This window comes from Armatimonadota bacterium (assembly GCA_031459855.1).
GTDB classification, from domain to species: Bacteria; Sysuimicrobiota; Sysuimicrobiia; order Sysuimicrobiales; family Humicultoraceae; genus Fervidifonticultor; species Fervidifonticultor primus.
Genome location: JAVKHP010000001.1, coordinates 653639 through 675154, shown reverse-complemented (window position 1 = coordinate 675154; position 21516 = coordinate 653639). Strand labels below are relative to the sequence as shown.

Below are 21516 nucleotides of genomic sequence, written 5' to 3'. Positions count from 1 at the left end.
TGCAGCAGGCCGGCGCACACTACGTCGATGCCAGGTCGAACGGGGGATGGCCAGCGGTCTGCGACGGTGATACCCCACGGAGGAACCAGCGGGTCCATTCTCGCGCGTGCCCGTCACTCCGGTCAGGAGCATCTGTGGTGCGCTTACCGGCGCGGCCCGGGGCTGGGACTCCCTACCGCCGCCCCGTCCGGTAGTACCGCCACGCCAGCAGGCCCGTCGCGCCCTGGAGGCCCAGCCGGGTGTTGCCCAGGGTGTTGCGCACCACCGGCTGGGTCTTGGGGTTGGTGAAGTACATGACCGGCACCTGGTCGGCCACGATCTCCTGCCAGCGGAAGTAGAGCGCCCGGCGGCGTGCGGGGTCCACCTCCTGCGCCACCTGCTCGAAGATGCGGTCGATCTCGGCCTCCCAGGCGGTGGCCGGCGTGGGCTGGCGCGGGTTCCAGTCGTGCAGCGCGCCCGAGGACAGCCAGTAGGTGCGGGCGACGCCGGGCTCGATGTCGCCGGTGAGCCCGATGATGATGGCGTCCCAGCGGAAGGTGTTGTCGAGCTTGGTCACGAGGTTGGCGAAGGGCTCGGGGGCGAAGAGCACCGTGATGCCGAGCCGCTCGAAGTCCTGCCGCACCAGGTTGCCGATGGCGATCCCGTCCGGGCTCTCGGCGCTCACCGAGAGGGTGAACGCCACCCCGTTGCCCTGCGCGTCTCGCAGCCGGCCGTCGGTTCCCTTGCGGAACCCGGCCTCCTCCAGCAGCTGCCGGGCGCGGGCCAGGTCGTACGGATACCGCCGGACGTTCGGATTGTAGTAGAGCCGGTTGGCGATGCTGACGGGACTCCACGCGGGCGTGGCCCGGCCCAGGTAGACCTGCTTGACGATGGTGTCGCGGTCGATGGCGTGGTTGAGGGCGCGGCGGAAGCGCACGTCCTGGAACCACGTGAGCTTGGGTGGGGCCAGGCCCCGGGGGTTCTGGTTAAAGACCAGGTACTGCGACGAGAACGTCTCGGGCCCGTCGTACACCGTGTAGTTCCCCGCGCGCTCGCCGGCCTTGAGCTCGGCGTACTCGCGGGGGCGCGCGCTGTAGAGGTCGATCTCGCCCGCGAGGAACTTGAGCCGCTCGGCGTCCTGGTTGCGCACGAACAGCACCACGTACCGGTCGAGGTAGGGCAGGCGCCTCCCGGCGCGGTCCACCTGCCAGTAGTACGGGTTCCGCCGGTAGATGGCCCGCTGGCCGAAGACGTAGCTCTGCATCACGAACGGCCCGCTGCCCACCAGCTCGCGGGGCGGCGTGTTGATGCCCCAGGCGGTGTTGAAGGCGGCGCCGCCGCGCGCCAGCGCCGCCTGCAGCTTGTGGCGGGGCACGATCGTCACGCTGCTGACCAGGCGGAGGAAGAAGCCCACGGGTGCGGGCGTGGTGAGGGCGATGCGACGCGCGTCCAGCACCTGCCAGCGCACCGGCTGTCCCTTGAAGGTGAGGAGGTCGGCGGCGGTGCTCTGCACGCCCTTGGTGAAGATCACCTGGAGGCTGAAGGCCACGTCGTCGGTCGTCAGGGGGCGGCCGTCGGACCACCGCAGCCCGGCGCGCAGCACGAACGTCCAGGTGCGACGGTCGGGCGACAGGGTCCAGGACTCGGCGAGGGCCGGTTCCATCTCGCCGGTCAGGTAGTTGCTCTCGACGAGGGTGTCGAAGAGCGGCGCCACCACCGCCCCCGACGACGCATCGGTGATGATGACCGGATTGAACGTGCGCGGTTCGCCGCTCTGCGCGTCGACCAGCGTGCCGCCCGGCCGGCCGAGCTCCGGGGCGTCGACGGCGACCTTGGGGTTGGGGAGGTCGGGCAGCGCGGGTGCCGAGGCGCCCGGCGCAGCGCCCCCGGCCAGCACCACCGCGAGGTACAGCAGGGCCAGGCGGACGGTGGCGGGGACGCGGGGTGTGGTCCTGCGGCGCACCGGCCCGCTCCTCACGGGGCCAGCGCCCGGCGCAGCACGTCGGGCGCGATGTTGGCGCCGGTGACCAGCAGCACCACCGGCGCGGTCGGGGGCGTGTCCTCGGCCAGCAGCGCGGCGGTGGCTGCGGCACCGGCAGGCTCGGCCACGACGTGCTCGTCCAGCAGCAGCACGCGGATCGCCTCGAGCAGGGCCTCGTCGCTCACCAGCCGCACGTCGTCGACCAGCCGCCGGATCGCCTCGACGTTGGCGGCCACCGGCGTGCGCGTGGCCAGGCCATCGGCGATCGTGGTGCAGGTGGCGGTGGGCACCGGCCGGCCTGCGCGCCACGACAGCACGTAGGCCGGCGCGCCCGCGGCCTGCACGCCGATCACGCGGATCTGAGGCCGCAGGTGCCTGGCCGCCAGCGCCACCCCGCGGACGAGCGCCGTATCGCCCATGGGGACGTAGAGCACGGCCGCCTCGGGCGCCTGCTCAACGATCTCACACCCGATGGTGGCCGTCCCGGCCGGCAGGTCGGGGTCGGTGGCGTCGTCGAGCACGTAGGCCCCGGTGGCCGCTGCGTGCGCGCGCGCGGCCTGGGCGGCGTCGGCCAGGTCGGCGCCGTGCTCGACGACCCGCGCGCCCAGCGCGTCGATGCGGGTCCGCTTCACCGGATTTGGATTGCGTGGCAGGAAGATGGTGGCCAGTACGCCCAGCTGTCGCGCGGCGTAGGCGACCGCGGCCCCATGGTTGCCGGTGCTGGCGGCCACGACCTCGGTCACCCGCCCGCGCTGCTGGCGCGTCCACAGCGCGTAGAGGGCCCCGCGCGGCTTGAACGACCCGGTGGGGAGGTCGGTCTCGAGCTTCAGGAAGACCGGCACGCCGACCCGCCGCGCGAGGGCCTCGGCGGGCACCAGGCGGCTGGGCGCCAGGTAGGCGCGCAGCACCCGCCGGGCCTCCTCGACCTGCGCGAACGTCACCCGCATCCTCCCCCACGGCCGCCGCGTCCCGTGCACGGCATGGCGCGCCGCGCACGCCGCACTAGCCCTTCACCGCCCCGGCCGTCAGCCCGCGGATGAAGTGCTGCGAGAGCAGCACGTACAGGGCCACGACGGGCACGGCGGCCAGCGTCAGGCCCGCGAACAGCGTGGCGTAGTCGGTGTAGTACTGGCCGAAGAAGACCGTCATGCCCTGGGGCAGCGTCTTGCGCGCGTCGGACTGGATGAAGACCAGCGGGAAGAAGAAGTCGTTCCAGATGGGGATGGCGTTGTAGATCGTCACGATGACCAGTGCCGGCCGCACCAGCGGCAGCATGATGCGCGTGAAGATCGTCCACTCGCTGGCGCCGTCGATGCGGGCCGCGCCCTCCAGGTCGGCGGGCAGCGTGCGGAAGAAGCCGGTGAGGATGAAGATGGCGCTGGGCAGCCCCGAGGCGGCGTAGACCAGGATCAGGGCCCACAGGGTGTCCAGCAAGCCCAGGTTGCGCATGAGGATGAACAGCGGCACGACGCCCAGCCGCACCGGAAGCATCAGGCCGCTGAGGAAGTAGAGGTAGAGCGCGTCGTTGCCGCGGAAGGCGAACCGCCCCAGGGCGTAGCCGGCCATGGCGCCCAGGACGACCAGCACGGCCACCGAGACCACGGTCACGACCACGCTGTTCTGGAAGTAGGCCCCAAAGCGCGCCTCGACCCACACCCGCTGGAAGTTCTCCAGGCGCCAGACGGCCGGCAGCCCGAAGGGGTTCTGGAAGATCTCCCGCGTCGACTTGAACGCCGACATCACCATGATGGCCATGGGTGCCAGCACCAGGACGGCGTTGGCCACCAGCACCGCCTGGACGACGAGGGCCCACCCCGACCGGCCGCTCACGCCTGGTCTCCGCTGTCGGCCCCGCCTGGCCGTGTCCTCGTTGTGCTACCGCGCGCCGTGGCCCGGTGGCGCGTACGCCCCGCCCGCCTGGCCCCGCCCGACCGTTGCATCAGTACTCTACCTCGCGCCGCCGCAGCAACACCGCTCCTACGGTGGAGACGCCCGCCAGCAACGCGAACATCAGCACCGCGATGGCCGAGCCGATCCCGATGTCCTGCAGCCCGGTGTCCACCTCGCCGAACGCCATGCGGTAGAAGAACAGACCGAGCACGTCGGTGGCGCGGTTGGGCGCGCCCGCCACCCCGGCCATGACGTAGGGCAGCTCGAACCAGTTGAACGAGCCGATGAAGGTCAGGATGACGATGATCGTCACCGCGGGGGCCAGCAGCGGGAAGACGATCCGCCGCGTCACGTCCCACTCCGAGGCGCCGTCGATGCGGGCGGCTTCCAGGTAGTCGTCGGGCACGGCGTGGATGCCGGCCAGGAAGACGAGGGTGGGGAAGCCCAGCCACCGCCACGCGTTCACCAGCACGAGGGTCACCAGCGCCGTGGCGGGATCGCCCAACCACGGGCGCGCCAGGTGGCCCAGGCCCGCCAGCGCCAGCGCCTTGTTCACGACGCCAAAGATGGGGTTGAGGAACAGCCCCCACAGAAAGCCCACGATCACCAGCGACAGCGTCACGGGCAGGAAGAACACCACGCGGTAGGCCCGCGCGCCCCGCGGGTTGCGGGCCAGCAGCAGGGCCAGGCCCAGCGCCGTCAGGTTCTGGACGACCATGGTGAGCACGAAGACCGCCACGTTGTGCCAGAAGGCGTTCCACAGGAGCCGCGGGTAGGGAAACGTCGCGAACAGCCGGACGAAGTTGCCCAGCCCGATGAACTCCCGGCGGCCGATCCCCTCCCAGCGGAACAGGCTGTAGGCCAGCGCCGAGACGATCGGGTAGGTGATGAACGTGGCGAAGAGCAGGACGGCCGGCGCCAGGAAGACCACCAGCCACAGGCGCCGGCCGGTCCGGAGGCTCAGCCGGAGGCGCGGCTGCCCGAGCGCGGCGGGCGGACGCAGGCGCGCCAGCCCGGCTCGCCCGGCACGGCCCGCGCCCGCAGGGTGCGCCAGCGTGCGGGGCGGACTACCGCCGGAAGGCATCCACCCAGGCGGCCAGCCCCCGCGTCACCTCCTCGCCCACCTGTTGCGGCGTCATCTGGCCCGCCATCATGGCCTGGAGCGCGCTCTGCAGCAGGGTCGACCCCGTCGGCGTCTGCCACCGGAAGCCGACCAGCATGATGTAGGGCGTAGCCTTGCGGTTCATCTCCTGCACCCGCTTGAGCACCGGATCCTTGATCACGACGCCGGGCACCGCCGACATCTGGGCCAGCAGGTCGGTGAACATCTGCCCGAACTCGGTGGTGGCCGTGAAGCGGATGAACTTCAGGGCCGCCTCAGGGTGCGCCGTCTTGGCGTTGATGCCGTAGTTGCCGTCGGCGAACGACGAGACCCACGGCACCTGGTCCGCGCGGGGCGGCGGGCCGGGGAACACGTCGAACTCGAGGGTCCTGTTCTGCTGCTTGAAGAACCCGATCTCCCACGCGCCGCCGATGAACATGGCCGCCTGCTCGTTGAGGAACAGCTGCTGCATCGTGGCGTAGTCGACACCCATGAACCCCTGCGGCATGTAGGGGCGCAGGTCCAGCAGTTTGGCGATGGCGCCGGTGTAGGCCGGGTCACGGAACGTGGTCTGGCCGCGGGTGACGGCCTCGTAGAACGTGGTGCCGCCGTAGAAGTTGGGCGCGATCACCCCCGAGACGACCTCCAGCGTCCAGCCGTCCTTGCCGCCGTTGGCCAGCGGCGTGATGCCCTTCTCCTTGAGGGTCTTCATCAGGCCGAGGAAGCCGTCCCAGTCCCGCGGGGGCGACACCCCGGCCTCCCGGAAGATGCGCTTGTTGTAGAAGATCACCAGCGTCTGGGTGGCGAAGGGCACGCCGTAGATCCTGCCGTCCTTGCGGCTGCGGGCGCCCACCATGGTCTGCAGCGGGAACCGGCGCAACTCGGGCACCTGGTCGTAGTCCAGGGGGAGCAGGTACCCGGGGGCCGCGAACTGCTCCAGCCCGCCGTAGGCCCGCAGGTGGATGATGTCCGGCCCGCGGCCCGCCTGCAGCGCCGACGACAGGATCGTGTTGTACTCCACCTGCCGGAAGGGGATGAACTCGACCTTGATCCCGGGGTTGCGCTGCTCGAACACCCGGATGATCCGGTCGTAGGCCCACTTGTCCTCGGTGCGCCAGCTCCAGAACGTGAGCTTCACCGGCGCTTGCGCCCCCACGGTCGGCGCCAGCGTTGCGACCACCAGCACGCCCAGCGCGACTGCCAGGACTCGTCTCACGGCCAGGTCCCTCCTTGTCTCCGATCGTCAGCTACCTGTGCCATCGGCGGACGGGTTCATGTTCATTATGACAGATGCCGCCGCCTGGGCGATCGGGTCGGGGTCCGATGGCCGCGAGGGGCTGGCGGTCATGCTCGGAGGGCCGCCACGAACCACCGCGTGATCTCCCGCGGGTTCGTGATGGCCGTGCCCACGACCACGGCGAACGCCCCTCGCGCCAGCGCCATCCGCGCCTGGGCGGGCGTGCGGATGCGCCCCTCGGCGATGACCGGCACCGACAGGCGCGCCGCCAGGGCACCGACGAGGTCCAGATCCGGGTCCTCCGGCGGCGGCTGGGCGGGGTCCAGGTAGCCCGCCAGCGTCGTCGCCACCGCGTCGGCGCCCGCCGCCGCGGCGGCCAGGCCGTCGGCCAGGTCGCCCACGTCGGCCAGCACGGGGCGCCCGAGCTCGGTGTGCACGCGCGCGATCAGGACCTCCAGCGTCAGGCCGCCGGGGCGCGGTCGGCGCGTGCCGTCGAGGGCGATGATGTCCGCCCCGGCCTCCGCCACGGCTGCGGCGTCTGCGAAGGTCGGCGTGATCGTCACGGGCGAGGCATCCAGCGACCGCTTGTAGAGGCCGACGATGGGCACCGCGACCGCCGCGCGTACCGCCCGCACGTCGTCGGGGCCATTGACCCGCACGGCCACGGCCCCACCGTCTGCCGCCGCGCGGGCCATGGCCGCCATGAACTGCGGGCCGTGCAGCGGGTTGTCGGGGCGCGCCTGGCACGACACGATGAGCCCGCCGGCGAGGCGGGCGAGGGTGGCGTTCCAACGATCGGCCGGGTGCAACTGCGTTGGCAGCCGCGGTGCGTTAGTCGCCGTGCCGGGCCCGCAGCCGCGGCGAGAGGCGCAGCATGAGCTGCACCCGCTCCACTTCGTCCAGCCAGTCGCGGGTCACGGCCTGGAGGTACTGGTCGTCGGGCGGCACGATGCCCGTGGGGCACGCGGGTCCCAGCCGGTCCCGGGCCATCCGCCGGTAGACCGACAGGGTACGGTCGCCGTACCGGCCGCACTCCTCGAAGTCCTCGGCGAGGAAGAGGACCACGGGGATGCGCCGGCCCGCGTTGAGGACCAGCGCGTCCCCGACGTCGGGGTGCGCGTCGCGGTCGAGGAACCGCAGGGCGATGGCCGGCGCGGCCTCGGCGATGCGCTGCAGGATGGGGCCCTGCAGCACGCAGTCCCCGCACCACGCGCCGGCCACGCACAGCAGGTGCATCGTGCGGACAAACCCCGCCAGCAGCGCCCGCTGGGCGTCGTCGAGGACCACCTGGTCGTAGACGCGCTGCCACCGTTCCCGGTGGCGTTCCTCGCCGTACTGCGCCAGAAACTCGGCGTACGGGAGCCCACGCTCCCAGGCATGTTGCCAGTTCATGTCGTCGTCCTCCTACGGTACAATCGTAGCACCATGGGACGGTCCGAAACCGATGTCTACCGGCGGCTGCGCGAGGTCGCCCGGGCGATCGACCCTGCGCTCGTCGTCGAGCGGGGGTCGATCCGCTGGGTCGACGCGCCCTACGCTGGTGTCTACTACAACCTGGTCCTGGGCGACGCGCACGCGCTCCTGTTCCTGCCGGCCGACGACCTGGAGGCGCCCGATGCCGACGCCCGCCTGCGTGACCGCCTGGAGGCGGCGCGCCGGTACCTGGCCGGGTTTACGACGGCGCGCAGCGCGGCTATTCCCGCCGCCGGGCCCGGCCGCGCCCCGCGGCGGCCATGATCCTCGAAGCCCTGCAGCTGGGGCCCGTGGGGACCAACGCGTACGTCATCGGCGACGAGGCGACGCGGGCCGGCGCGATCATCGACCCCGGTGACGACCCCGAGCGCGTGCTGGCGGTCGTGGCGCACCACCGGCTCACCGTCGAAGCGATCGTCGCCACGCACGCCCACTTCGACCACGTGGGTGCCGTGGGGCCGCTGGTCGAGGCCACCGGCGCGCCCTTCCTGCTCCACGAAGACGAGCTGCCGGTGCTGCAGGTGGCAGCCGAGCGGGCGCTGCTGCTGTTCGGCGTCTCGATCCCGCCCCCGCCCCCACCGACCCGCTTGCTGCGCGACGGCGAGGTGGTGACCCTGGCCGGCCGGACGTTTCGGGTGGTCCACACGCCCGGCCACAGCCCCGGGCACCTCTGCCTGATCGGCGACGGCCTGGCGTTCGTGGGCGACGTGATCTTCCAGGGCAGCATCGGCCGCACCGACCTGCCGGGTGGCGACTACGACACGTTGCTGCGGTCGATCGCGCGCCACATCCTGACGCTGCCCGACGCGACCGTGCTGTACAACGGGCACGGGCCGGCCACGACCGTGGGCGCGGAGCGGCGCACGAACCCCTTCCTGATCGGGCTGTCGCCGGCGGCGGGTGCCTAGCGGCCCAGGCGGCCACCGGGCGCCGACGGCGGGGGGCCGTCCCTGAGGCATTCACCCGAGGCGCGCATAAGGAGGGAAGCACGCGTGACGGCAGTGATCGACCTGAACGCCGACGGCGGCGAGGGGTTCGGCGCCTACACGATCGGCGCCGACGACGAGCTGCTGACGTCGGTGACCTCGATCAACGTCGCGTGCGGCTACCACGGCGGTGATCCGGTGGTGATCCGCCGGACGATCCGGGCCGCGGCCGCGCGCGGCGTGTCCGTGGGCGCCCACCCCGGGTTTCCCGACCTCCAGGGCTTCGGGCGACGGGCGATGCAGATTCCCCCGGACGAGCTGACCGACATGCTCATCTACCAGATCGGCGCGGTCGCGGCGCTGGCGGCGGCCGAGGGCGTCCGGCTGCGCCACGTGAAGGCCCACGGGGCCCTCTACAACCTCGCCGAGCGTGACGACGCGGTCGCCGGCGCCATCGTGGCCGCGGCGGCCGCGTTCCCCGGGCTGTGGCTCTACGCGCCGCCCGGCTCGCCGATGGCGGCCGCTGCCCGGGCCCGCGGGGTGCGCGTGGCCGCCGAGGGGTTCCTCGACCGGGGGTACCGCGCCGACGGGACGCTGGTGCCCCGCGCACTCCCCGGCGCGTTGCTCACCGACCCCGCGCGCGTCGCCGCCAGGGCCGTCCGCTTCGCCACCGAGGGCGTCGTGGAAGCCACCGACGGCACGCCGGTCACGCTGCGCCCGCGCACGCTGTGCGTCCACAGCGACACGCCGGGGGCCCCGGCGCTGGCCGCGGCCGCACGCGCCGCGCTGGAACGCGCGGGCGTGCGCCTGGCCCCCCCGGAGGACTGATCGTGAGCGGACACGGCGTCGCTCCGGTGCGGTAGTCACGACGGGTCGACCGTCGCCTCGCATGGACAGCAGCGTCCGGCGCCTGCGCGCCTTGCTCCTGCGCCACCGGCGCGCGTACCTCACCGGCTTCGCCCTCAGCCTGGTCAGCATCGGGTTCTCGCTGGCCAACCCCTGGGTGCTGCGCCTGGCGGTGGACGGCATTCGGACCGGCGCCGCACCCCACCAGCTCGCCATGCTGGCGCTGGCCTACCTGGGCGTGGCCGTCGCCGGCGGCGCGGTGCGGTTCTTCTGGCGTCTGCGGTTGCTGGGCGCGGCGCGGACCATCGAGTACGAGCTCCGCAACGCCTACTTCGCCCACCTGCAGCGGCTGCCGGTAGGCTTCTTCCAGCACGCGCGCACGGGCGACCTGATGGCCCGGGCGACCAACGACCTCACCGCGGTGGGGCGGCTGGTCGGCGTCGGGGTCATGTACGGGTTCCATACCGTGGTGATGTTCGCCGCGGCGGGGGTGTTCATGGTCGCCATCGACGCGCCCCTGGCACTCCTGGTGCTGGCGGTGCTCCCCCTGGTCAGCGTGGTCTTCCTGGTGCTGGGCCGGCGGGTGCACCACCACTCGGAGCAGCTGCAGGCGCAGTTCTCGACGCTCTCGGCGCTGGCGCAGGAGAACTTCTCGGGCATCCGCGTCGTCAAGGCGTTCGCCCAGGAGCAGGCGCAGCTGCAGACCTTCGCGGCCGCGGGCCGCGAGTACGTCGCGCGCGCCCTGCGCCTGGCCCGCACCTCGGGGGCGGTGTGGCCCGCCATGACCCTCATCCTCGGCCTGGCCGCGGCGCTGGTGCTCTGGCAGGGCGGCGTGGCGGTGGTGGCGGGCCGCATCACGCTGGGGCAGATGGTGCAGTTCTTCGGCTACCTGATGATGCTGTCGTGGCCCATGATCGCCCTGGGGTGGGTGGCCAACATCGCCCAGCAGGGGCTGGCGTCGATGCGCCGCATCGACGAGATCCTGAGCCTGCGTCCGGCCATCGCCTCGCCGCCGGCGGCACGGGTGCCGCCGGTGCGACGGGGTGCGGTCGAGTTCCGCGGGGTGACGTTCGCCTACGACGGCCGTGCGCCGGTCCTGCGGGACGTCTCGCTGGTGATTCCTGCCGGCGCCACGGTGGCCATCGTGGGGCCCACCGGCGCCGGCAAGAGCACCCTGGTGTCGCTGATCCCGCGGTTGTGGGACGTCACGGCCGGCGCGGTGCTAGTGGACGGCCTCGACGTGCGGGCCTGGGACCTCCAGGCGCTGCGCCGGCAGATCGGGTTCGTGCCCCAGGAGCCCTTCCTGTTCTCCGACACGCTGGAGGAGAACCTGGCCTTCGGCCTGGGCGACGACGCGCCCGAGCGCGACGGGGCTGGGACGGGCGCAGCGCCCGATGGCGGTGTGGTGGCCAGCGGCACGGTGCCGGCCCGCCGCACCGTGTCAGCCAGCGACGGGGCACGCAGCGGCCGCGGCGCGCCAGGCCACGACGGGTTGGCCGCAGGCGCTGCAGGGTCGGATGGGATGCACACCGACGGCGCGCGGGTGCGGCAGGCTGCGGCGGTCGCCGGTCTCGCGGGAGAGATCGCCGGGTTTCCCCACGGGTACGCCACTCCCGTGGGCGAGCGCGGCGTGACGCTCTCGGGCGGACAGAAGCAGCGCGCCACGCTGGCGCGCGCGCTGGCCCGCGACCCCACCATCCTCATCCTCGACGATGCGCTCTCGAGCGTGGACGCCGCCACGGAGGAGCAGATCCTCCGCGGCCTGCGCGCCGTCGCCGCGGGCCGGACCACGGTGATCGTCTCCCACCGGATCTCTACGGTGCGGCACGCGGATCTGATCGTCGTGCTCGACGGCGGCGCGATCGTCGAGCAGGGCACCCACGAGCACCTGCTGGCGCGCGGCGGCCTGTATGCCGATCTGTACCAGCGCCAGCTGTTGCGCGAGGCGCTGGACGCCGAGGACGGGGCCGCGGACGGCGACCTCGCGGCGGCAACGGGTCCCGCGTCGGCGGCTGCCCCCGCGGCCGCAGATGACGCCCCGCCGGACGCCGCCTCGTCCGATCGGGGGCAGACGTGAGCGTGCACCTCCCCGAGGAAGAGTTCGCCGGCGTCGCCTACGACGGCCGGTTGCTGCGCCGCCTGCTGCGCTACGTGCAGCCGTATCGCGGCGCGGTGGCGGCTGCCGTCGTGCTCCTGCTGCTCACCTCGGCCGCGGGCCTGGCGGGGCCCTACCTGGTGCGGGTGGCCATCGACGCCCACATCGCCCCGGGCCGGCTGGCCGGGTTGGGCTGGATCGTCGCGGCGTACGTGGGCGCGCTGGTGGCGGGGTTTGGGCTGCGGTACGCGCAGGCGTACGTCATGGCCTGGGTGGGGCAGCGCGCGATGCACGACCTGCGCACCGAGGTGTTCGCGCACCTGCAGCGGCTGTCGGTGGGCTTCTACACCCGCCAGCCGGTCGGCCGGCTGGTCACCCGCGTCACCAACGACATCGACGCGCTGAACGAGCTGATCACGCAGGGCGTGGTGGCGGTCTTCGGCGACCTGGTCACGCTGGTCGGGATCGTGGCCATCATGCTCTACCTCGACTGGCGCCTGGCGCTGGCGACGCTGGCGGTCCTGCCCCTCATCGTGGCCGCCACCCTGCGGTTCCGCGTCCGCGCCCGGGAGGCGTACCGGCAGGTGCGCCTGCGCCTGGCCCGCATCAACGCCTTCCTCAACGAGCACCTGATGGGCATGACGGTCGTGCAGCTGTTCGGCCGCGAGGCGCGCGAACAGGCGCGCTTCGATGCGCTCAACCGGGAGCACCTCGCGGCCAGCCTGGCGGCCCTGCGGTCGTTTGCGTTCTTCCACCCCATGGTCGGCGCGCTGTCGGCGGCGGCCGTGGCGGTGATCGTGGCGTACGGCGGCGTGCGCGCGCTGGCCGGCGGCGTGACGGTGGGGCTCGTGGTGGCGTTCATCCAGTACGCGCAGCGCTTCTTCGAGCCCATCGAGGACCTGGCCGAGAAGTACAACATCCTGCAGGCCGCCATGGCGTCGTCGGAGCGCATCTTCCGGTTGCTGGACGAACCCGTGGAGGTGGACGACCCCCCGGCGCCGGTCGTCGTGCCGGCCGTGCGGGGCGAGATCGAGTTCCGCCGCGTGTGGTTCGCCTACGAGGCCGACGACTGGGTGCTGCGCGACGTCTCGTTCCGGGTGCACCCGGGCGAGCGCGTGGCGCTGGTGGGGCCCACCGGCGCCGGCAAGTCGTCCATCATCAACCTGCTGCTGCGCTTCTACGACCCCCAGCGCGGGCAGGTGCTGGTGGACGGGGTCGACGTGCGCGCGTGGCGCCAGCAGGACCTGCGGCGGCAGCTGGGCCTGGTGGCCCAGGACGTCTTCCTGTTCTCGGGGACGATCGCCGACAACATCCGGCTGGGCACAGCGGGCATCACCGACGATGCGGTGCGCCGCGCGGCCGCGTTCGTGAACGCCGCGCCGTTCATCGAGCGGCTGCCCGGCGGCTACCAGGCCGTGGTGCACGAGCGCGGCGCGACGCTGTCGGTGGGGCAGAAGCAGCTGCTGGCGCTGGCCCGCGCCCTGGCCCACAACCCCCAGATCGTGCTCGTCCTCGACGAGGCCACCAGCAGCGTGGACCCCGAGACCGAGCACCTGGTCCAGGAGGCGCTGCGCCGGGTGCTGCAGGGCCGGACCGCGATCGTCGTCGCCCACCGGCTGTCCACCGTCCAGGACGCCGACCGGATCCTGGTGCTCCACCGGGGCCGGATCGTGGAGGAGGGGACGCACGCCGCGCTGCTGGCACGCGGCGGGCTGTACGCGCGCCTGTACCAGTTGCAGTATCGTGAGCAGGAGGCCAGCGTGCGCCGGTCGGATGCGGCCGGCGCTGTCGGACGAGGAGGGGGAGGAGGACCATGAGCACGCGGGGACAGGGCCACCCCGTGCTGAAGCGGCTGCGGGAGACCGCGCTGGCGGCCCTGGAGGAGCGCCGCGGTCTCGTGATCTACGCGCGCATCGACGCCCAGGAGATGGACCGCATGGCCCGCCAGATCGAGCGGGAGGCCATCGAGAAGATCCGGGCGGCGTTGCCCGACGACGTCGACTTGCCCGAGCTGGCCGGCGTGCGCAATCGCCTGACCCGCATGGACGAGCAACTGCGCGCGCTGGACGCCCGCACGGAGATCTCCGACCGCTCGCGGGCGCTGGAGCGTGACGACATCACCTGGCGGGCGTTCGAGGACGTGGTGTGGCTGCTGGGCATCGACTGAGGGGCCGGGCGTCCGTGCTGCTCGGGCTGCTCGTGCTCGGGGCCGCGGCGATGACCGCCTCTCCGGCCGCCGCCCACGCCGTGCTGGAGCGCGCGACCCCTGCCCCTGGCAGCCGGCTGGAGGCGCCGCCGCGTCAGCTCGTGCTGCGGTTCACAGAGCCGGTCGACGCCAGCTTCAGCGGCGCGGTCGTGCGTGACGCCGCGGGCGCCACGGTGTCCGGCCGAGCGGCGACGGGTGCCGACGGGCGCACGGTCGTCGTCCCGCTGCGGAGCCTTGGCACCGGGGTCTACACCGTTCGGTGGCGCGTGCTGTCTTTGGTCGATGGTCACCAGACCGCCGGGGCGTTCGTGTTCGCCGTGGGCCAGGAGGCACCCGGCGCGCTCGGGACCTCGGCACCGTCGGGGGCCGTCGCCACGCCTCCGGCGGTGCTGGTCGGGGCGCGGTGGACGGCCACCGCCGCGGCGATGGTGCTGTTCGGCGCGACGTGGGTGCGCGCGACGCTCGCGGCCCCCACGCTGCCAGCGCTCGCCGCGGCCGCCGCTGGCGCCGCCCTGGGGCGGCTGCGCCGGCTCACGATGGCCGCGGCCGGCACCCTCGTTGCGGCCACCGCGGTCGACGTGGTCGCGCAGGCCAGCCTGGCCTTCGACCAGCCCGCGCTGGCGGTCGTCGCACGCGGCGGGGTCGCCACGTTCCTGGTGTCCACGCGCCCGGGGCAGAGCGCGCTGTGGCGCGCTGCGCTGGCGCTGGTGCTCCTGGCGCCGCCCTCGCCGTCCGGGCGCATCCTGCAACTGACCGGACTACTCTGGCTCGTGCTGGTCGGGCTCATGACCACGGCGCTGGGCGGCCTGTCGGCGCTTGGGAGCGCGCACGGCACCCTCGTCGTGCTCACCTCGTCCGTCTACGGCATGCTCGGGGTGCTGGCGGCCTCGCTGCTGCCCCAGATCCGCGACGTGCGTGTCCCTGCGATGCGCCCCGTGCCGCTGGCGACCGCGGCGTTGCTGCTCCTGGGGTTCACCCTCTCGTCCCATGCGGCAGGCGCGGGCGTCGTGGCGGGCGTGGTGGACTGGGTGCACCTGGTCGCCGCCGCCACCTGGCTGGGCGGCCTGGCTGCGGTGGTGGTGGCCGTCGCGCCGGCCTCAGCCCCGGAGCGCGCAGCGCTTGCGGCGGTCCTCGTGCCGCGGGCGTCGCGTGTCGCGGCGGTGGCCCTGGGCGCGGTGGCGGTCACGGGCGCGTACGCGGCGGGGCTGCACGTGCCCGGGCTGCGCGCCCTGGTCGACACGCTGTACGGCCGCGGGCTGCTGGTGAAGGCGCTGCTGGTGGCCGCGGTGGCGGCGCTGGGGGCCGTGAATCGGTTCCGGCTGGTGCCGCAGGTGCTCGGCGCGGGCGTGGCGGAAGGTGCGCGACCTGCCGACCCCACAGCAGCAGGTCCGTTGGTCCTCCTCCAGCCTCCCGACCCGGCAGCGGCAACCCGGTCGCCCACCCCACGGTCCGCTGCAGCCGACGCCCCGCCCCACGCCACGGGCGCAGCCCTGGCGGGCCTGCTGCGGGTCGTGCGGCTCGAGCTGGCCGTCGCGGCGCTCGTGGTCGGCGTCGCCACGGTGATCGCGCTCGCGCCACCTGCCCGCACGGTGAGCGAGCAGCAGGCCGCGTCGGCGTCGGTGCAGCGGCCACTGGTGTTCGCCAGCCTGGTGGGCGGGCTGCGCGTGGGACTGGTGGTCGCCCCGGCCGGCGCCCCCGGCTGGTCCCGGTACGAGGTGACGGCGCGGTACGCGGACGGACGGCCGCTGGACCCCGACAGCCGGGTGCTGCTGCGCTTCGTCGAACTCGCCGAGGAGACCGAGGTGGTCGTGCCGACGTTGCGCGGTGCCGGGCCCGGGCGGGCCGTCGGGGAGGGGGCAGAGCTGGCCGTCGCGGGCTGGTGGGAGCTCGTCGTCACCGTGCGACGTCGGGGACAGCCCGACGTCGTGCTGGGGTTCCCGTTCGTCGCGGGCCCGCAGCGGCCGGCACCCGATCCGCAGGCGCAGCGCCTGCTGGAGCGCGCCCGAGCCGCGATGGCCGCCGCGCGTACGTGGCGGGAGGAAGAGCATCTGACCGACGGCGCAGGGGGCGCGCTGACCGCGCACTACGAGATTCGCTACGGCGACCGCCTGCGGCTGCGGACGTCGACCGGGGTGGACCTGATCCGCATCGGCCAGCGGCAGTACCTGCGCGAACCCGGGGCCGCCTGGGTCGTACGCGATCTCGAGCAGGGCGGGCCCATCGAGGGCGCCCTCGGCTACACCCGTGGGGCCCAGGGCGCACGGCTCGGGCGGCGGCTGCCCTGCGGCGACGCCACGTGCCAGATCGTCCTCTGGGATGCGCCGGATCAGACGGCGGCCTTCGCCGCGTGGATCGGCCTCGCTGACGGCCGTATCCACCGGCTGCTCATGGCCGCGCCGGCGCACTACATGGCGCTGCGCGCGTACGACTTCGGTGCTGCGCTCCTGATCGAGCCCCCGCGCGGGGGACCGCGCTGACCGGTTCCGCCAGCCACGCGGGTATGCCGCGCGCTCGCCGGGCTTGTCGACGGACTGTTGGGCTGGCACAAAGTCCGTGCGAAGAGCGCGCGATGGGTTGTAGTGATGAGCAAGCGGATGCAGGCGCCAATCGACGAGTTGTTTAGTCCAGCAAATGCTGGCGCACTGCGGGTTGCACTATTTGCGAAGTTCTATGAAGACCTCTTGCGTGGCTACTTCACGCACAGGGGGTACGAAGTTCTTCCGGGCAAGCCCAGAATTTTCTGGAAGAAGATCCCTTTGCCGGTTCAAGTGCGAAGCGGCTACCATGCACGGCTCGCAGCCAAACTGAGGCAGCTTCAACGACACGCGGCCTATTGCACGCCCGATGGCCTCTTTCGACGAGGCAACGGGTACTTCGTGTGGGAGGCCAAGAATTGGGTGCAGGAGTTATCCCCATCACCATTTACTAAACGGGTCTGGGATTTTGCTTGGTTGCTCGCACGACAAGTTGAGTACAGACGTCGGGAGTACGAGATCTCAGGGTTCATCGTTTCGTGGTGGGACCACGAGCAGGGCATGAGCGACGCGTTGGCCGAATTGCGGCAGTGCGTGGCTCCTGTGAGCGTGGAGCTGGTTATTACTAGAGAGGTGTTACAGGAGTGTGTTGGAGCCGGGTATGAATGGTACATCGCGTTGGTCAGGAATGTCCGAAACAACATCGATCAGTTCTTTGATGTCCTGCTCGGGCATGAGGAACGATGAGACGTCGCAGTTGACCGCCCCATCAGCGTTCTGGCCGCGGTCTGCACGCTACCGAGACGCAGGCGCCCTCCGCGTCTCCTGTTGCGCAGAAAGATGCCCCAGCCGGGTCAGCGATACGAAGCGGTGACCGGCTCCGGCCCTACCGCCGCCGGCGGCCGCCGCGCTTGGCCTCGGTGTTCCGCTTGAGGTCGAGCAGGCGCTCCTCGCTCTCCTTCATGAAGGCCTTCAGCTTCTCCTCGAAGGAGGCTTTCTGGCGGGCCCGCTGGGCGCGTTCTTCGGGGGAGAGCGCCTGCTTGATGGAGAGGTCGAGCTTCCCCTTCTCGTTGAGCCCGAGGACCTTCACCCGGACCCGATCCTGTTCCTTGAGGTAGTCCTTGACGTCCTTGACGTAGGTGTCGGCGATCTCGGAGATGTGCACGAGGCCGCTCTTGCCATCGGGGAGTTCGACGAACGCTCCGTAGGGCGTGATCTTGACCACGGTGCCCTCGACGATCGTTCCCGGCTCCACGCTCATTCCCTGTCGGCTCCGCTCCTTCCGTTGCGATGTGGCGGGGTGATTGTACCGACACCCCCCGCGGGTGTCAACGCACACCGTCCGGCGGGCTGGCGCGTCCCGGGCCCTGCCGGGGCCACCGCGGGACGCCGTCCGCGGGCGCAGGCGACGGCGCCGGCGTGGGCTCGACCACGATCACCGCGATCTCCCCCGGCCGCACCAGCCCGAGCTGCTCTCGCGCCAGCCGCTCGATGTACTCGGGCCGGTGGAGCAACCGGATCTCCTCGCGCAACTGCGCCTTCTGCCGGACCAGCGCATCCCGTTCCTGCGCGAGCCGTGCCGCCTCGCGGCGCAGCTCGTACGTGCCCCAGTAGGTTCCCCCAAAGACCGCGCCGGCCCCTGCCAGCAGCGCTATGGCCACCAGCGGCCCGAGCCAGCGCGGCACGGTACGGCGAAACGGGCGGGGCGGGAGGGAAGGGTGCGCGGAGGATGCCATGTCGCTGCGACGGCGGCCCGAACCGGGTGACTACAGGGCCATTCGCGCACGGGCGCCTGACTCCTGCCCCGGAGCCACCGGCTCCAGCGTCTCGTGTGGTGCCCTGACGGCCTGCGCCGCGTAGGAATGGCTGGATCCCCAGCCACCCCGCCGCGGCCCGACCTCCCGGGTGATGCTCCCGACAGCCTGCCCCGGCCTGGCATCCGCCCGCGCGGCCGAACGCCCCGGGTAGCCTCAGGCCCCACGGTACCTGCGGGCCGGCTACCCTCGTCGTGCACCCGGGGGGAACGCGGCCCAGCCGGCGTACCGCGCGCGGGGCCCGAGCGCCTCCTCGATGCGCAGCAGCTGGTTGTATTTGGCCACGCGCTCGCCGCGGGACGGTGCGCCGGTCTTGATCTGGCCGGCGCCGGTGGCCACGGCCAGGTCGGCGATCGTCACGTCGTCGGTCTCGCCCGACCGGTGCGAGACGATGGCGGCGTAACCCCCCTCCCGCGCCAGCCGCATCGTCTCCAGCGTCTCGGTGAGCGTGCCGATCTGGTTGGGCTTCACGAGCACGGCATTGGCGACCCCCTCGGCCATTCCGCGACGGAGCAACGTCGGATTGGTGACGAAGAGGTCGTCGCCCACCAGTTGTACCCGGCCGCCGAGACGGCGCGTGAGGGCCTGCCAGTCGGCCCACGCGTCCTCGTCGAGGCCATCCTCGATGGACACCAGCGGGAACCGTTCGACCAATCCGGCCAGGTAGTCGAGCATCGCCGCCGGCTCGCGGCGCTGTCCCTCGCCCGCGAACACGTAGGCGCCGTCGCGGTAGAGCGTGCTTCCGGCCACGTCCAGCGCCAGGGCGATCTGCCGCCCCGGCTCGTAGCCGGCGGCCACGATGGCCTCCAGCACCACGGCCAGGGCGTCCTCGGTGGTGGCCAGGTCGGGGGCGAAGCCCCCTTCGTCGCCCACCCCGGTGGCCAGCCCGCGCGCGTGCAGCAGCCGCCGGAGGTAGTGGAAGACCTCGACGCCCCAGCGCAACGCCTCACCAAACGTGGGCGCACCGGCGGGGACGATCATGACCTCCTGGACGTCCAGACGGTTCTGGGCGTGGGCGCCGCCGTTGACGATGTTGAGCAGCGGGACCGGGAGCACCCCCGCGTCGCCCAGCAGCTGCCAGAGTGGGACGCGACGGGCGGCGGCCGCGGCCCGCGCGCAGGCCAGCGACACCGCCAGCAGCGCGTTGGCGCCGAGCCGGCTCTTGTTGGGTGTTCCGTCGGCGTCGATCAGCAGCCGGTCGATGGCCGTCTGGTCGGTGGGGTCGCGCCCTACCAGCAGGGGCGCCAGGTCCTCGGTGATGCGACGCACCGCACCCAGCACGCCCCGGCCCAGGTAGCGGTGCGGGTCGCCGTCGCGGAGCTCCAGTGCCTCGCGCTCGCCGACCGACGCGCCCGACGGCACGGCCGCGCGCCCCACCGTGCCGTCGTCGAGCACGACGTCGGCCTCCACCGTGGGGTTGCCACGCGAGTCCAGGATTTCGCGGGCGAGGATGCGGGCGATCGTGGGCATCGGCACCCCTGCCTCTCACCAGGCGTCGGCGACCCGCTGGTCCTCCAGCACCTCGTAGGGCGGGTCCACCGCGGGCCGTCCGTCGGGCACCTCGACGATCCGCACCACTAGGCGCCGCGCCCCGAGAGCGATCCCCAGCACGTCGCCGGCGCGCACCGGCGCGGCCGCCTTGGCGGGTCTGCCGTTCAGGGTGACCCGTCCGGCGTCGCACAGCCGGTTGGCCAGGACGCGGCGTCGCACGAGGCGACTGACCTGCAGAAACTTATCCAGCCGCACGGCGATACCGCGCCCGCATCGACGCTCCGGCCATCACCCTGCCGCGATACGTTCGCCCGCCGCGCGCAGGGCCGCTTCCGCGTTGACCTGCAGGGCCACGGCCAGGCGCGTCGCCGCCAGCAGCAGGTCGCCCAACGCGCGGGTCCGCGCGGCTTCCGGCGCGTGCGTCGCGGCCAGCGCGGCGTCCACGGCGGCGCGGAGGGCAGCGGCCGCCGCCGTCGGATCGGCCAGGTGGCGTCCGTCGTCGGCCCGGGCGAGCCGCTCGACCATCGCCTGGACGCGCGCGAGGGCCGGGAGCGTCGCCGGGATCCCGTCCAGCGGGCCGCGGGTAGGCTCTTCGCGACGCTTCAGCTCTTCCCACTGCACCTCGACCTCGCGCGCCGTGCCCAGGTGCAGGTCGCCGAAGACGTGCGGGTGGCGGGCGAGGAGCTTGCGCACCAGCCCGTCGACCACGTCGTCGGCCGTGAACGTGCCTGCCTCGCGGCCCAGCTGGCCGTGGAAGACGACCTGGAGCAGCAGGTCGCCGAGCTCCTGTCGCAACGCGGCGGGGTCGTCCCGGGCGATGGCCTCCAGGGCCTCGTGAGCCTCTTCCAGGAGGTAGCGGCCCAGCGTGGCGTGGGTCTGCTGGCGGTCCCAGGGGCACCCCTGGTCGCTGCGCAGTCGCGCCATCACGGCCACGAGGTCGTCGAACCGAAACCGCATCGTCCTAGATGCGCGGGAACTGCTCGATCGCGGCCTCCTTGCGCACCCGCGCCAGCCAGGCCTCGAAGGCTTTCTCCCGCTTGGACGCCAGCAGCTCCTGGCGGATCTGCTCTTTGACCTTGGCGAAGTCTGCGGCCTCGGCCGGCCGGACGTCGGTCACCTTGATGATGTGGAGGCCGTACTGGGTCCGGACGGGCCCGCTGACCTGGCCGGGCTTCAGCGCCCACGCCGCGTCCTCGAACTCCTTGACGAGCGTTCCCCGGCTGACGTAGCCGAGGTCACCGCCCTGGGGCGCGCTGCCCGGGTCCTCGGAGTACTGCCGGGCCAGCGCGTCGAAGGCGGCGCCGTCCGCGAGGCGGGCCTGGACGACCTTGACCTTCGCCTGCGCCACGGCCTCCTGGGTCTTGTCCGCCACGCGCACCAGGATGTGGCTCACGCGGATCTGCGCGGGCCGATCGTAGAGGCGCCGGTTGCTGTCGAACTGCCGGCGCACCTCGTCGTCGCTCACCGTCACCTGCGCCACGGCCTCGGCCACGCGCCGCTGCGTCAGCTGCACGCGCAGCAGGTCCCGGAGCCCGGTCAGGGTGAGGTGGTTGCGGGCCAGCGCCTGCTCGAACTCCGCCTTGCCGGGGAACCGCTTGACGATCTCGGCCAGCTGTGCCTCGACCTCCTGGTCGGTCGCGGTCAGGTGGCGCTTGCGGGCTTCCTGCATGATGAGGCGCTGGGCCACCATCTGGTCGACGATGATCTTGGTGATCTGCTCCCGTTGCTTCTCGAACTCGGGGGTGGACGGGTCGACCCCGAACTGCGCGGCGGCGCGCCTGACCTCGGCGTCCACCTGGGACCAGTAGATCGCCTCGCCGTTCACGCGGACGGCCACGGCTGCGCCCCGTCGTGCCTGGGTCGACAGATACCAGGCGCCCACGCCGGCCGCGCCCAGCGCGACCACCACGGCCACGGCCACCGCGACTCTGCGGACTGTCATGCACGCTCCCTCCTTTTGGACAGCGGGTCCAGCATACCGCACGAGGGGCTGCGGGGCCAG

21 protein-coding genes are annotated in these 21516 nt (G+C 72.7%); 8 read left to right on the top strand and 13 right to left on the bottom strand.

All coding sequences use genetic code 11. The features are described 5' to 3' along the window. Positions 1 to 172 precede the first annotated feature (172 nt). The 7 genes from QN157_03070 to QN157_03040 all read right to left on the bottom strand — a co-directional run bounded on the left by QN157_03070 (position 173) and on the right by QN157_03040 (position 7581). Positions 173 to 1942: an ABC transporter substrate-binding protein gene (locus QN157_03070; protein ID MDR7554566.1), complete on the bottom strand. Its 1770-nt coding sequence runs from the start codon at positions 1940 to 1942 to the stop codon at positions 173 to 175. Between the two features lie 11 nt (positions 1943 to 1953). Beyond that, positions 1954 to 2901, bottom strand: coding sequence for a pyridoxal-phosphate dependent enzyme (locus QN157_03065; protein ID MDR7554565.1), 948 nt, complete (start codon positions 2899 to 2901; stop codon positions 1954 to 1956). Between the two features lie 61 nt (positions 2902 to 2962). Further along, positions 2963 to 3790 carry a carbohydrate ABC transporter permease gene (locus QN157_03060; GenBank protein ID MDR7554564.1) on the bottom strand — a complete coding sequence of 276 codons (828 nt, stop codon included), beginning with the start codon at positions 3788 to 3790 and terminating at the stop codon, positions 2963 to 2965. Positions 3791 to 3899: 109 nt separating this feature from the next. Continuing rightward, a complete protein-coding gene (locus QN157_03055; GenBank protein ID MDR7554563.1) occupies positions 3900 to 4934 on the bottom strand; it encodes a sugar ABC transporter permease in 1035 nt (344 codons plus the stop codon). Then, positions 4918 to 6168, bottom strand: coding sequence for an extracellular solute-binding protein (locus QN157_03050; GenBank protein MDR7554562.1), 1251 nt, complete (start codon positions 6166 to 6168; stop codon positions 4918 to 4920). Before QN157_03050 ends, QN157_03055 begins: the two co-directional genes overlap by 17 nt. Before the next feature lie 128 nt (positions 6169 to 6296). Then, positions 6297 to 6998: a putative N-acetylmannosamine-6-phosphate 2-epimerase gene (locus QN157_03045; GenBank protein ID MDR7554561.1), complete on the bottom strand. Its 702-nt coding sequence runs from the start codon at positions 6996 to 6998 to the stop codon at positions 6297 to 6299. Positions 6999 to 7020: 22 nt separating this feature from the next. Further along, positions 7021 to 7581 carry a thioredoxin family protein gene (locus tag QN157_03040; GenBank protein ID MDR7554560.1) on the bottom strand — a complete coding sequence of 187 codons (561 nt, stop codon included), beginning with the start codon at positions 7579 to 7581 and terminating at the stop codon, positions 7021 to 7023. Positions 7582 to 7614: 33 nt separating this feature from the next. On the opposite strand from QN157_03040, the gene QN157_03035 reads away from it, so the two are divergent. From QN157_03035 to QN157_03000, 8 genes are all read left to right on the top strand, one after another. Beyond that, entirely contained in the window at positions 7615 to 7926 is a 312-nt protein-coding gene (locus QN157_03035; protein MDR7554559.1) for a hypothetical protein, read from the top strand. Then, positions 7923 to 8570 (top strand): MBL fold metallo-hydrolase, encoded by a 648-nt coding sequence (locus tag QN157_03030; GenBank protein ID MDR7554558.1) that lies wholly within the window; start codon positions 7923 to 7925, stop codon positions 8568 to 8570. Before QN157_03035 ends, QN157_03030 begins: the two co-directional genes overlap by 4 nt. An 84-nt stretch (positions 8571 to 8654) precedes the next feature. Beyond that, on the top strand, positions 8655 to 9416 hold the full coding sequence (locus QN157_03025) for a 5-oxoprolinase subunit PxpA (protein ID MDR7554557.1): 762 nt from the start codon (positions 8655 to 8657) through the stop codon (positions 9414 to 9416). 61 nt (positions 9417 to 9477) lie between these two features. Then, positions 9478 to 11511 (top strand): ABC transporter ATP-binding protein, encoded by a 2034-nt coding sequence (locus QN157_03020; GenBank protein MDR7554556.1) that lies wholly within the window; start codon positions 9478 to 9480, stop codon positions 11509 to 11511. Further along, complete coding sequence (locus QN157_03015) at positions 11508 to 13346, top strand: ABC transporter ATP-binding protein (GenBank protein MDR7554555.1); 1839 nt, start codon at positions 11508 to 11510, stop codon at positions 13344 to 13346. Before QN157_03020 ends, QN157_03015 begins: the two co-directional genes overlap by 4 nt. Then, entirely contained in the window at positions 13343 to 13696 is a 354-nt protein-coding gene (locus QN157_03010) for a hypothetical protein (GenBank protein MDR7554554.1), read from the top strand. Before QN157_03015 ends, QN157_03010 begins: the two co-directional genes overlap by 4 nt. A gap of 14 nt (positions 13697 to 13710) precedes the next feature. Further along, positions 13711 to 16212: a copper resistance protein CopC gene (locus QN157_03005; protein ID MDR7554553.1), complete on the top strand. Its 2502-nt coding sequence runs from the start codon at positions 13711 to 13713 to the stop codon at positions 16210 to 16212. A 105-nt stretch (positions 16213 to 16317) separates the two neighbouring features. Beyond that, positions 16318 to 16956 carry a hypothetical protein gene (locus QN157_03000; protein MDR7554552.1) on the top strand — a complete coding sequence of 213 codons (639 nt, stop codon included), beginning with the start codon at positions 16318 to 16320 and terminating at the stop codon, positions 16954 to 16956. Between the two features lie 139 nt (positions 16957 to 17095). On the opposite strand, the gene QN157_02995 is transcribed toward QN157_03000, so the two are convergent. The 6 genes from QN157_02995 to QN157_02970 all read right to left on the bottom strand — a co-directional run bounded on the left by QN157_02995 (position 17096) and on the right by QN157_02970 (position 21456). Next, positions 17096 to 17470 carry a S1 RNA-binding domain-containing protein gene (locus tag QN157_02995; protein MDR7554551.1) on the bottom strand — a complete coding sequence of 125 codons (375 nt, stop codon included), beginning with the start codon at positions 17468 to 17470 and terminating at the stop codon, positions 17096 to 17098. A 67-nt stretch (positions 17471 to 17537) separates the two neighbouring features. After that, positions 17538 to 17894: a septum formation initiator family protein gene (locus QN157_02990; GenBank protein ID MDR7554550.1), complete on the bottom strand. Its 357-nt coding sequence runs from the start codon at positions 17892 to 17894 to the stop codon at positions 17538 to 17540. A 312-nt stretch (positions 17895 to 18206) separates the two neighbouring features. Then, positions 18207 to 19493, bottom strand: coding sequence for a phosphopyruvate hydratase (gene eno, locus QN157_02985; GenBank protein ID MDR7554549.1), 1287 nt, complete (start codon positions 19491 to 19493; stop codon positions 18207 to 18209). Between the two features lie 15 nt (positions 19494 to 19508). Further along, positions 19509 to 19769: a S4 domain-containing protein gene (locus QN157_02980; protein MDR7554548.1), complete on the bottom strand. Its 261-nt coding sequence runs from the start codon at positions 19767 to 19769 to the stop codon at positions 19509 to 19511. Between the two features lie 33 nt (positions 19770 to 19802). Beyond that, positions 19803 to 20471 (bottom strand): MazG family protein, encoded by a 669-nt coding sequence (locus QN157_02975; GenBank protein MDR7554547.1) that lies wholly within the window; start codon positions 20469 to 20471, stop codon positions 19803 to 19805. A gap of 4 nt (positions 20472 to 20475) precedes the next feature. Next, a complete protein-coding gene (locus QN157_02970; GenBank protein MDR7554546.1) occupies positions 20476 to 21456 on the bottom strand; it encodes a peptidylprolyl isomerase in 981 nt (326 codons plus the stop codon). Between the last annotated feature and the right edge of the window lie 60 nt (positions 21457 to 21516).

Bases quoted from the DNA above. Each gene is read 5' to 3' on its own strand.
- QN157_03055 (MDR7554563.1), bottom strand. From the start codon at position 4,934: ATGCCTTCCGGCGGTAGTCCGCCCCGCACGCTGGCGCACCCTGCGGGC.
- QN157_03040 (MDR7554560.1), bottom strand. From the start codon at position 7,581: ATGAACTGGCAACATGCCTGGGAGCGTGGGCTCCCGTACGCCGAGTTT.
- QN157_03035 (MDR7554559.1), top strand. From the start codon at position 7,615: ATGGGACGGTCCGAAACCGATGTCTACCGGCGGCTGCGCGAGGTCGCC.
- QN157_03030 (MDR7554558.1), top strand. From the start codon at position 7,923: ATGATCCTCGAAGCCCTGCAGCTGGGGCCCGTGGGGACCAACGCGTAC.
- QN157_03020 (MDR7554556.1), top strand. From the start codon at position 9,478: ATGGACAGCAGCGTCCGGCGCCTGCGCGCCTTGCTCCTGCGCCACCGG.
- QN157_03010 (MDR7554554.1), top strand. From the start codon at position 13,343: ATGAGCACGCGGGGACAGGGCCACCCCGTGCTGAAGCGGCTGCGGGAG.
- QN157_03000 (MDR7554552.1), top strand. From the start codon at position 16,318: ATGAGCAAGCGGATGCAGGCGCCAATCGACGAGTTGTTTAGTCCAGCA.
- QN157_02995 (MDR7554551.1), bottom strand. From the start codon at position 17,470: ATGAGCGTGGAGCCGGGAACGATCGTCGAGGGCACCGTGGTCAAGATC.
- eno (MDR7554549.1), bottom strand. From the start codon at position 19,493: ATGCCCACGATCGCCCGCATCCTCGCCCGCGAAATCCTGGACTCGCGT.
- QN157_02975 (MDR7554547.1), bottom strand. From the start codon at position 20,471: ATGCGGTTTCGGTTCGACGACCTCGTGGCCGTGATGGCGCGACTGCGC.
- QN157_02970 (MDR7554546.1), bottom strand. From the start codon at position 21,456: ATGACAGTCCGCAGAGTCGCGGTGGCCGTGGCCGTGGTGGTCGCGCTG.